General features: G+C 61.7%; 9 protein-coding genes. 8 read left to right on the top strand and 1 reads right to left on the bottom strand.

Annotation, left to right across the window (positions count from 1 at the left end; translation table 11 throughout):
• The first annotated feature begins 166 nt into the window (after positions 1-166).
• From VIW95_RS11035 to VIW95_RS11005, 7 genes are read left to right on the top strand one after another with little or no spacing between them, the layout of a single operon-like run.
• Positions 167-1,096, top strand: a complete 930-nt coding sequence (locus tag VIW95_RS11035; protein WP_331586373.1) for a hypothetical protein — start codon at positions 167-169, stop codon at positions 1,094-1,096.
• Positions 1,093-1,785: a phage baseplate assembly protein V gene (locus tag VIW95_RS11030; RefSeq protein WP_331586371.1), complete on the top strand. Its 693-nt coding sequence runs from the start codon at positions 1,093-1,095 to the stop codon at positions 1,783-1,785. Before VIW95_RS11035 ends, VIW95_RS11030 begins: the two co-directional genes overlap by 4 nt.
• Before the next feature lie 2 nt (positions 1,786-1,787).
• Positions 1,788-2,204: a GPW/gp25 family protein gene (locus tag VIW95_RS11025; RefSeq protein WP_331586369.1), complete on the top strand. Its 417-nt coding sequence runs from the start codon at positions 1,788-1,790 to the stop codon at positions 2,202-2,204.
• 34 nt (positions 2,205-2,238) lie between these two features.
• Positions 2,239-3,408 (top strand): baseplate assembly protein, encoded by a 1,170-nt coding sequence (locus VIW95_RS11020; protein WP_331586367.1) that lies wholly within the window; start codon positions 2,239-2,241, stop codon positions 3,406-3,408.
• Entirely contained in the window at positions 3,408-4,271 is an 864-nt protein-coding gene (locus tag VIW95_RS11015; protein ID WP_331586365.1) for a phage tail protein, read from the top strand. Before VIW95_RS11020 ends, VIW95_RS11015 begins: the two co-directional genes overlap by 1 nt.
• Position 4,272: 1 nt before the next feature.
• Positions 4,273-4,737 (top strand): hypothetical protein, encoded by a 465-nt coding sequence (locus tag VIW95_RS11010; protein ID WP_331586363.1) that lies wholly within the window; start codon positions 4,273-4,275, stop codon positions 4,735-4,737.
• An 8-nt stretch (positions 4,738-4,745) separates the two neighbouring features.
• Positions 4,746-5,306, top strand: coding sequence for a gp53-like domain-containing protein (locus tag VIW95_RS11005; RefSeq protein WP_331586361.1), 561 nt, complete (start codon positions 4,746-4,748; stop codon positions 5,304-5,306).
• Between the two features lie 26 nt (positions 5,307-5,332).
• Here the strand turns inward: VIW95_RS11005 and VIW95_RS11000 are convergent, their stop codons facing one another.
• The gene (locus VIW95_RS11000; RefSeq protein ID WP_331586359.1) at positions 5,333-6,859 is read right to left on the bottom strand and encodes a UDP-N-acetylmuramoyl-tripeptide--D-alanyl-D-alanine ligase; all 1,527 of its coding nucleotides are present in this window, start codon (positions 6,857-6,859) and stop codon (positions 5,333-5,335) included.
• A 98-nt stretch (positions 6,860-6,957) separates the two neighbouring features.
• Here VIW95_RS11000 and VIW95_RS10995 point away from each other — a divergent pair.
• On the top strand, positions 6,958-7,229 hold a 272-nt coding region (locus VIW95_RS10995), incomplete at its 3' end, for an AIR carboxylase family protein (RefSeq protein ID WP_331586357.1).

Below are 7,229 nucleotides of genomic sequence, written 5' to 3'. Positions count from 1 at the left end.
CGGTGCCGCTCCAGCAGAAGAGTTCGGTGAGCAAGGCCAATTTGCCGCCCTGGAAAGTATCTCAAGCGGTGAATGGGTAATGGCTGCGACCGCGTCTTAGACAGTTCGGTCGGCGCAGTGGATACTCATTTATTCGGGAGTGAATATTACCGCAGATGTGTCGCAGATGGTTCTAGCGATCAGGTATATCGACAGGCTCGACGGCGCTTCGGGCGAGCTGGAACTCGAACTCGAAGACTCGACGAAACTGTGGCAGGGAGCTTGGTATCCCGCGATCGGCGACATAGTCAGTCTGCAGATTGGCTATAGCGGCGAGTCATTGCTGGACTGCGGTGAATTTCAGATTGACGAGCTGGAGTTAGACGGCCCTCCCGACGTGATGAGGCTGCGCTGCCTGGGCGCGTACATCACAATCGCGATGCGCACCGCAAATACGGTGGCATACGAGAACATGGGCATCGTGGAAATAGCGGCGCAGATCGCCGCGAAGTATGGACTCACGCTGGTGACGGTCTCATCCGAATCCACGAGCGATGTCGAGTTTGCGCGTGTCACTCAGCGGCGCCAGATGGATTTGGAGTTTCTGAAACGTCTCGCGAGAGAGCACAACTTTGATTTCACGGTGCGCGCCGGGCAGCTGATCTTCTACGAGCGGCCGGCGCTCGAGTCAGTACCGGCGGCGACGCTGATTACGCGATCTGACACTATTCGATTCTCATTCCGGAACCGGGCGCGCCGAATCTACGAGGCCGCGGAATTCTCTTATTTCGATCCGGATACAAAAGAACTGATTACTCAGTCGGTCCATTCGGACGAACCTTCGCCGACAGGGGATACGCTCAAAATACTGGCGCGCTGTGAAAACGCGCAGCAGGCGCAGGTAAAAGCTGAAGCCGCACTTCACCTGCACAACATGGTCTTCGTGGACGCATCGATCGAAGGACCGGGGAACACGGTGCTGGTGGCGGGAAACAACGTTCAGCTGAGTGGATGGGGAGCGCTCGACGGAAAGTATCTGGTCGAGACCGCTAAACATCATCTGGCGCGAGCGACCGGATATACGACATCAATTGCGGCGCGAAGGGTTAGCGCATGAACGACATAATCGAGTACCGCGAGCGATTTGCGTCGATGAATCCGACGTTCCGCGTCGGGATCGTGCAGGCGCAGGACACGGCGCACGCAAAGGTGCGCGTGGTGTTTCCGGATTACGACGAAATGATCAGCTGGTGGCTGCCGGTGGTATTTTTCAAGACGCAGGACGATCAGGCGTACTGGATTCCGGACATCGGCGAGCAGGTGGTGTGCCGGATGGATTTGCGCGACGAAGCCGGTGCGGTGCTGGGTGCGATTTATTCGAGCGCCGATGTGCCGCCGGTGAACAGCGCCGACAAGTTTTATCTCGGGTTCAAGGACGGTGCGCACTTCGACTACGATCGGGTGGCGCACATACTCGATCTGCTTTTCCAGGACACCACCGAATTCAAGTATGACGCTCACCTGCATCTGCTCGATCTGAAGTTTCAGGATCAAGCCGAGCTGCAGTACGACGGCAGCGAACATGTGCTAACCGTCAGTCTGCCGAACGGCGCGGCGTTCAATCTGACGGCGAACGGCGCGCAGATTCAGATTGACTCGAGCGGCAACGTCATCATCAAGAGCGCGGGGCAAGTCCAGATTGGAAACGGACCGTTGGCGGGTGTCGCGCGGCTTGGCGATAGGGTTCAAGTCGGTGAGGAAACGGGCACGATCGTGAGCGCAAGCACCGACGTGCTGGCGGGATGACGATGGCGGCAGGCGCAATCACGCTGGCGGATATCAGGTCGGCTGACTGGTCGCTGGCTCTGGGAGCCATCGGTGAAGTGGTGGAGGGGATCGCGGATGTCGAGCAGTGCCTGAGGATAATTGTGACGACACCACGCGGAAGCGATCCATTGCGGCCGACCTTTGGCGCGGATATCTGGCGCTACATCGATTTTCCGATCAGCCTGGCGCTGCCCGCAATCGTGAGCGAGCTGACCTCGGCGATCACGATTTGGGAGCCGCGAGTAAATCTCGTTTCGGTGACGGCGCAACCCGTCAACGACGCGAGCGCGCAATCGGGCGCGCATCTCGACGTCACACTCAACTGGCAGCTCAAGCTGGGCGTCGCCGCGGCTCCGGTTCAGATCACGACCGTGACAATCCCGGGAGCGGCGGTCTAACCGGACCGCGCCGACGCGATGAAAGGATGAGTTGATGGGTGCAGGAATTCCATCGCTGCCGCCGCCGGTGTTCGTCAACGACGCGGACGGTCTCGATCCGAATCTGATACTGGCCGACATGATCGCCGAGTTCGAGGCAGCATCGGGACGGACGCTGCAACCGGCGCAAGTGGAACGCCTGCTGATCAATTTGTATGCGTACCGCGAATCGCTGGTGCGCAACGCGATCCAGTATGCGGCGCAGCAGAATCTGCTCGCATTCGCGTCGTTCCCGATGATCGACTATCTCGGCCAACTGCTGAACGTCACTCGGCTGGCGTCGCAGCCCGCGGTGACCACGCTTCAATTCACGCTGACCGGCGCGCTGACGGTGCCGTTCACGATAGCCGCTGGAACGCTGATCGGCACCAACGACGGGCAGTTTGCTTTCGCGACCAGCGCGACGATCAGCGTCGCGGCCGGCGCAACAATCGCGAGCGTGGCAGCGTCGGCGACCACTCCAGGAGCGGGTGCGAACGGGTACCTGGCGGGACAAGTCAGCGTGCAGCTCAAGCCGAATGCCTTGATCGCGAGCGTGAGCAACACCAGCACGACCAGCGGCGGGTCGGCCCCTGAAACTGACGATCATCTGCGCACGCGGATCCAGGCGGCGCCGAATCAGTTCAGCGTGGCGGGTCCGATTGGCGCGTACCGGTTTTTTGCGATCGGCGCCGACCCGTCGATTGTCGATGCGCAAATCGTCAGTCCCGCGCCGGGATCGGTGAACGTGTACCTGCTGACTGGTCCGGTGACACAACAGCCGGCGCCGTCGCCGAACAGCGTTGGAGTCGCGAACTCCGCGCTGCTTGCGAAAGTCGCCACCGCGCTGAACGCCGATACTATCCGTCCGCTGACCGACACCGTGAACGTCCTTGCCGTGAGCGAGGTGGACTATCAGATCACGGCGACGGTGACGTTGTACTCGGACGCGGATCCGACCGCGACGATCGCCGCGGCGACGCTCGCGGTGGAGGAGCTGGCGATCGAGCTCGCTGCCAAGATTCAGCGCGACATCGTGCCGAGCCAGATAATCGCGGCGCTCTCGGTGGCGGGCGTTTATGGCGTGACGCTGACGTCGCCGATACAGACTCCACTCAGTCCGGGCCAGTGGGCGAACTGTACGATGATCTCGCTGACGACGGCGTTCAGCACGGAGCATAGCTGATGCCCGAGCTTTCGGCCGCGCCGTCGATAAACGATACGCGCACGCAGGCGCTGCTGGTGTTGATTGCGCGGCTCGCGGCGCTCGATCTCACGACGCTGCTGGTGTACCGAATCGACTCGGTGGTAGCCGACGCGCTGCCGTTTCTGGCGTGGCAGTTCGACATCCTGTCTCCGCTATGGCAGTTGATCGCGCCGGTTGCGCTCGGCGTCGATGCGCTTACGGACATCGACTTGCTGACCGATGTGGACAATCTTGTCGAATCCGGCGAGCTGGTTACGGAGCTGGCTCTGACCGAGGCGGCGCAGCGCGAGCTGCTTCAGAACGCCATCGCGCTGCATCGATTTCGCGGGACGCCGTGGTCGATTAAGCAGGCGCTCGGGTCATTGGGATGGGCGACGGTCTCGCTGCTCGAGGGTCAGACGAACTGGGGGGGAGTCGCGTATCCGTCGAACGAGGGATGGGCGGTGTTCCGCGTCATGATCGATCTGGCGGCCGGGCAGGGTGTTTCAACCGGGGCGGCATCGACGGCGACAGCGGCGGTCAATTTTTTCAAACCGGCGCGAGCGTGGCTGGATTCGGTATGGTTCGCAGTGCCTGCGATCACCGATATTGGGCCGGAGCCGTCGGATAAGTTGACGCTCGGCGGAATCGTGAAGTACCAGCTCGACGCGGCGCCCGCGCCAAGTGACAACGCGCTGACGCTGGCGATCGCGACGGCGTCATTGACCGATCCGCACGGTCCGATTGTTCCCGTTTACGACAGTCACTATCGGCATAGTGGAATCACTTACGGCGCCAACGAACCCGAAGTCGCAGACTCGGCGCTCATCGTCAACGGCGCGGCGGTTTTGCACGGAGGTTAAAATGAGAAGGCCGATTGGAATAGTACGTATCCGTCTGGTCGAGCAAGGCCGCATCGTGTGGACGCACGAGGGACGAAATCTTTTCGTGAACGCCGGGCGGCCGGCGCTTGCGGCGCTGCTGGGCGGTGACACCAGCGGCGAATTTGCGGCCCCGGTGGGATTTGGCTCGGGTTCGAACGCGCCGACGGTGACCGATACCGCGCTGACCGCGGCCGCATATTACAAAGCGCTTGACGGTCACAGCGAGGACGGCAACGGCGGCTTGACGCTGAACTGGTCGCTGACGACAGGGGATACGGGCGCCCAGGGAATTACAATCCAGGAACTGGCGATTTTCGCAAATCATGCCAGCGCTACATTGCCGGGAACGACTGCGCCGACTCCGATGCTCGCGCGAAAGACTATTGCACCAATAGTATTTGGCGCAGGAATGAGTATTAGCGGTACATGGACCCTTACTTTCTGAGGTAGTCAATGGCTACACTAATCGACGCAGCCGAGTTCACCTCGAACGAGGTGTATCAAATACAAGCAACCGATCCGGTCGAAGGCGCTGCGAGCGGCGCCAGTTTCAGCGGGACGGGTGTCTCCAATCAACCGCATCAGCAACTGGCTAATCGCACGGCGTTCCTGAAGCATCGCCAGGACGTCAATATCTCGAATATCGGGGTGCTGCAGGCGTTCATGGCGAATTTCGCCGGCTCGATGGGAGCCAATGGCTACGCGGCTATTCCGCTAGCCGACGTGAATCGCGGATCGATCGTCGCGATCGTCCAGTGGGGCGCGATGTTTCCCGGCGGTGGGCTGGACGACGATGCGAGCTATACAGTGACGTGGCCGACCGCTTTTCCCAACGCATGCGTTTGGTCGATGGCGACGCTGTCTAACTCGCAGGCACTGAGGAATACCGGCAAGTTGATAGTCGAAATAGTCAGTTTCACGACAACTGCGGGAACATTCAGATCGGATCTTATCGGCGGTGTGGTTCCGCAGCTTCCGAACGACGGCTTCTACTGGATGGCGATTGGATTCTGAGACTATCGACAGAATATTGATTGGCGTCAGCCGAGCCGCTCGATAACTCGTTCCATCGCGATTCCGCGCGAACCCTTGACGAGCAACACGTCGCCGGGCTGCACCAATTTCGCGATTAGTTTTGCGGCGGCGATACTGTCGGGCGATGTCAGTATTTCTGTCACGTTAGCGTCGCGGGAAACTGCCGTGCGGGCGGAGTTCATCTCGGAGCCGACGGCGACGAATGCGACGGGATGCGAGCGCATCACGTCGCGAATCGCCTCCTGATGCGCTGCGGCCGACTGCTCGCCGAGTTCGAGCATATCGCCCATCGCGATCACCAGACGAGCACCGAGACCGTCGGCGACTTCACGCGCGGCGGCCAGCGCCGCGCGAATCGAGCGAGGATTCGAATTGTATGTATCGTCGATGACGAAGATCCCGTTGATCGAAGTGCTGGCGAGCCGGCCGGCGACCGGCTCTACGACAGCGAGTGCGTTGGCGATCGCAGTGAGCTGGCGCGATTCGAGTGGTACCGTGCGCATCGCGGCGGCACCGGCGATCGCGGCGGTACAGTTGAGAGCGGCGGCTTCGCCCAGAAGAGCGATTTCAGTTTCGACAAAAGGATCGACCCCGGCAGCGACCATGTCGCGCGCGAGTTCGACGCGGATGCGCGAGCGGGCGCCGGCGCTTCGACTGACCAGCCGCACGTGAGCGTCGGGCGATTTGCCAAATGTGATCCTGCGCAGATGTTTCGGAATGCGCGTCAGCACCATCGGCTCGTCTGCCGACGCGATCGCAGACTGCGTCGCCGTGGAGAACAGTGCCGCTTCTTCGTCGGCGATATCGTCGAGCGTGCCGAGGCCTTCGCTGTGTTCGAGATCGACGTTGAGCACCATGGCGACGTCGGGCTCGACGATTTGCGCGAGCTTCGGAATTTCGCCGCGGGTATTAGTGCCACATTCGAGGACGGCCGCGCGATGCCCGCCGGTGAGCGTAAAGATCGTCATAGGCACGCCGATCAGATTGTTGAGATTGCCCGGCGTGGAGAGCGTGGATCCGAATAATGCGCGAACGACGGCAGCGGTGAGTTCCTTGGTGGTGGTCTTGCCGACTGCGCCGCCGATTGCGATCAGCGGCAGCGGGCGAGCCGCGCGCGTGCGCGTGAGGTGCAGGCGCGCGAGCTTTCCCAGGGCGCTGAGAGGGTCGTCAACCTCGATGCAATCGAGAGCGGGACGATGACGGCCAGTCGCGACGATCGCGGCTGTCGCGCCGCGTGCGGCGGCTTGCGCGAGATAGTCGTGGCCGTCGGACGCCACGCCCCGCAGCGCGACGAATAGCGCTCCCTCCTCCATCGAGCGTGTATCGATGCTGACGCCGCTGACGTTGCCGTCGCTGCCCGCGCCAGTTCGGTAGCCACCAGACGGGACCGTATCGCCGGCGGCGGGGCGCTTACCTTTTACACCATCACCGAAGGAGACTGTTGAATCGGAGGCGACAAACCTGCCGCCGGTCGCGTCGACAACTTCGGCGAGCGTGAACTCGCACTGATTGAACGGAATCGGCGTCGCCATGGCGAATCCATTGTGCCGAATTATTCGCGGCGCTCATACCGGCCGCGGCTTGACATGCGCGCAGTGGAGAATCAGCCTGCTGCGTACGAGGAACCAAGATGGCGGACAGTAAGGCGCCGATTGTCGGCGTGATTATGGGCAGCAAGAGCGACTGGGAGTACATGGCGGCGGCGGCCGAGGTCATGAGCGAACTTGGTATAGCGCATGAGGTGCGGGTGCTATCGGCGCATCGCACGCCCGACCTGACGCTGGAGTACGCGGCGAAGGCCGCGGGCCGCGGCCTGCGCGCAATTATCGCGGGGGCAGGGGGGGCTGCTCATCTGGCGGGGGTGATCGCAGCCAAGACGCTGCTGCCGGTAATCGGTGTGCC

The sequence above is a fragment of the Binatus sp. (SeqCode) genome (assembly GCF_036522015.1).
Classification (GTDB): domain Bacteria; phylum Desulfobacterota; class Binatia; order Binatales; family Binataceae; genus Binatus.
Note: the sequence above shows the minus strand (reverse complement) of the source record. Positions and strands in the feature narration are given on the sequence as shown.